This window comes from Mesorhizobium sp. M2A.F.Ca.ET.067.02.1.1, from assembly GCF_004023285.1.
In the GTDB taxonomy this organism is placed as follows: Bacteria; Pseudomonadota; Alphaproteobacteria; order Rhizobiales; family Rhizobiaceae; genus Mesorhizobium.
In genome coordinates, this window is sequence record NZ_RZSB01000709.1 from 1 (window position 1) to 3,163 (window position 3,163).

4 protein-coding genes are annotated in these 3,163 nt (G+C 65.0%); 2 read left to right on the forward strand and 2 right to left on the reverse strand.

Going from position 1 to position 3,163, the window contains the following annotated elements; translation table 11 throughout:
- Positions 1–9: 9 nt before the first annotated feature.
- Positions 10–903 carry an SDR family oxidoreductase gene (locus EOA28_RS30435; protein ID WP_127252730.1) on the reverse strand — a complete coding sequence of 298 codons (894 nt, stop codon included), beginning with the start codon at positions 901–903 and terminating at the stop codon, positions 10–12.
- A gap of 274 nt (positions 904–1,177) precedes the next feature.
- On the opposite strand from EOA28_RS30435, the gene EOA28_RS30440 reads away from it, so the two are divergent.
- Both EOA28_RS30440 and EOA28_RS30445 read left to right on the forward strand, forming a co-directional pair.
- Complete coding sequence (locus tag EOA28_RS30440) at positions 1,178–1,588, forward strand: helix-turn-helix domain-containing protein (protein WP_127252731.1); 411 nt, start codon at positions 1,178–1,180, stop codon at positions 1,586–1,588.
- A 77-nt stretch (positions 1,589–1,665) separates the two neighbouring features.
- Positions 1,666–2,892 (forward strand): NAD(P)/FAD-dependent oxidoreductase, encoded by a 1,227-nt coding sequence (locus EOA28_RS30445; protein ID WP_127252732.1) that lies wholly within the window; start codon positions 1,666–1,668, stop codon positions 2,890–2,892.
- On the opposite strand, the gene EOA28_RS30450 is transcribed toward EOA28_RS30445, so the two are convergent.
- On the reverse strand, positions 2,849–3,163 hold a 315-nt coding region (locus EOA28_RS30450), incomplete at its 5' end, for a glutathione S-transferase domain-containing protein (RefSeq protein ID WP_148670948.1). The two genes, EOA28_RS30445 and EOA28_RS30450, sit on opposite strands and share 44 nt — an antisense overlap.

Below are 3,163 nucleotides of genomic sequence, written 5' to 3' on the forward strand. Positions count from 1 at the left end.
CGCCTGGCTTCAGCCGAGCAGGGTAGCCTTGTTCGCTTCTAGGAACTGCTTCAGCGTCCGGGGCGTGCGGCCCGAGAGTTTTTCGACGGCATCGGTCACCTCCGCAATGCGTCCGGCGCGGGTGTTGGCGTCGAAGGAGACGATGATGCGGGCGAAATCCTCTGGAACGCCGGCTGCTTTCACCCCTTCGGTAAGCGCCTCGTCCGGCAGTTGGATGACTTCCAGCGGCTTGCCGGTCACCTCGCTTACCAGAGCGGCGATCTCGCCCACCGTATAGGCCTGAGGGCCGGTCAGCGTGTAGATGTGGCTTTCCTTGGAGCCGGATGCGAGGCCGGCGGCAATGGCGGCCGCCATATCGTCGCGCGCGCCATGCGCGATGCGCCCTTCGGCGGCCGATGTGTACCACTTGCCCGACGAAATGGCGTGCGGCAGCGACATGAACAGGTTCTCCTGATACCAGCCGTTGCGGAAGATGGTGTAGGAGATGCCGCTCGCCTTGATCGCCTGCTCGGTGCCGTAGTGATCGCCGGCAAAGAGCACGGGCGAGCCCGGCTCGGGATTGGGCATCGAGGTGTAGAGCAGATGCGAAACGCCTGCCGCCTTGGCCGCGGCCACGGCCGTCTCATGCTGCTTCAGGCGCCGGCCCGTCTTCAGATCGAGGTCGCCGGTCGAGATGATCAGCACCCGGTCGGCGCCAGCGAACGCCTTCTCCAGCGAGGCGACGTCGTTGAAGTCGGCGGCCCTGACGGCGATGCCGCGCGCTGCAAGGTCGGCAAGGTTCTCGGGGTTGCGGGTGGCGGCGATGATGCTCGAGGGCGCAATTTTCTGCGCCTCCAGCAAGTGATTGATGACGGCTCGGCCGAGCTGGCCGGAAGCGCCGGTGACGAGAAGGGTTTCGGTCATGGGGAGGGTCCTGAAAAATAGCGTCGAAGGCGGATCAAGTGGTAGTCTCAAAAAGAGACCAGCACTAAAACAGGAATTGACCTCGGGCCGTAAAGAAGGCAGTTTTTCGGGAGGTAGGCACGGCGAGGGAACCACCATTGCCGGCCTAAGGCGCGTCGCGATCTTTCAGATTTGCTCCACGCGCTCTAGGTTTTGATCTTACGCATGTTCTTAACCCGAAACCCGGTTCCCGCTTTCGGGAGACATGCTTCAGTTTCGATCGGCGGATATCGCAATGGACAGCAAGATCTTCAATCTGAAAGCCAAGCTCGAGGTCTATAAGGCGATGACCAACGGCGGCAATTTCGCCGACTGTCCGGTCCGCGACGTGATCCAGGGCATCAGCGGCAAATGGAGCTCGCTGCTGGTCATGGCGCTGGCAGAGAGGCCCTACCGCTTCGGTGAGCTGCGCCGGCTGGTTCCCGACATTTCGCAGCGCATGCTGACGCAAACGCTCTACGACCTGCAGCGCGACGGCTATGTGCACCGTGAAGTTTTCCCGACCAAGCCGCCGAGCGTCGAATACAGCCTGACCGATCTCGGGCGCTCGATGTTTGCGCCCCTGCAGATGCTGGTCCAGTGGGCCGAGCTCAACCATGACGCCGTGCGCGAGGCACGTGCCGCTTTCGACGCGGCTCAAGCCTGACAGACAGGCGTCAAAGCGCCAGCTTGATTTGACTGCTGTGTTGGGAGATTGTCCGGCCGGCTTGGCTTGGGCGGGCAATGAGCAGATCCTACGACATCGCGATTGCCGGCGCCGGGCCGGCCGGATTGGCCGCGGCGCTCTATCTCAAGCGGGCGGGGCACAAGGTCACCATCTTCGAGCGCTTCGACGCGCCGAAGCCTGTCGGCTCCGGCCTCATCCTGCAGCCGACCGGGCTGACAGTCCTCGCCGATCTCGGCCTGCTCGATGACATTCTTTCGCTCGGCAGCCGTATCGAGCGGCTGCACGGCACCGACGCCCAGACCGGGCGCACGGTGCTCGAAGTCCGCTACGACGCGCGGCGCGGCCGTCGCTTCGGCCTCGCGGTGCATCGGGCGGCGCTGTTCGGCGTGCTCCACCGCGCCGCCTTGCGCGAAGCGATCGCCATCGAGACCAGTGTCGAGGTCGAGACACCGGAGACGGCCGAGCGCGCGACGCTGGTTTGCGCCAACGGCAAGCGGCTCGGGCCGTTCGACCTCATTGTCGACGCCAGCGGCGCGCGCTCGAAATTGCGGCACTATCTCGGCGATGCCGCCATGCCGCGACCGCTCGCCTATGGCGCATTCTGGGCGTCGCTCGGCTGGCGGGGCGGCTTTGACAGAAGCGCGCTGCTGCAGCGCTACGACAAGGCAAGCATCATGGTCGGCGTGCTGCCGATCGGCCGGCCGGAGCCTGGCGCGCAAGAGATGGCGGCCTTCTTCTGGAGCCTCAAGCCGGCCGATGCCGAACGAGTGAAGGCCGACGGGCTCGAAGCATGGAAGGCGAGAGTGATTTCCGTCTGGCCGGAATGCGAGGTTTTCACCAGCCAGATCGACAGTTTCGAGCAGCTCTCGCTCGCCCGTTACGGCCATCACACGATGAGACTGCCGGCAGGCCGGCGGCTTGCGGTTATCGGCGACGCCGCGCATTCGACCAGCCCGCAACTCGGGCAAGGCGCGAACATGGCGCTGCTCGACGCCGCCGCGCTCAGCCATGCGCTTGCGCGGGCGGACAGCCTCGACGACGCGCTGGCGACTTATGCCAGCGCACGCCGTTGGCATGTGCGCGTGTTCCAAGCATTGTCACTGTCGCTGACGCCGTTCTACCAGTCGGACTCCGCAGCCTTGCCCTTTGTCCGCGACCGCATGGTGGCGGCGCTGGCGTGTATCCCGCCGGGGCCGCAATTCCTCGCCGCCATGGTCGCCGGAACGGTCATCGACCCGTTCAGACGGATCGGGCTTGCGGAGTTTCAGTGGCCTGCCGCCTGATGATCCCGGATAGATAGGATCCCTTTGCCTGCAGAAAGGCATGCAACCGCCGCGGATAGTCCGCGCCGACCGCCTCCTTGACCGATTGCCGCCTGCTCAAGGCCGCGCGCCAGGCTTGGACGAGCGGCTTGCCGTCGAGAATGCCGAAATCGCCGATGCGGTCGAAGGTGTCGAAGTAGCGGAAGATCGGCCCGTAAACGGCATCGACCAGCGAGAAGCGCTCGCCGGCGAACCACGGGCCGCTTTGCGTTGCCGGCAGTTCGGCCTCAAC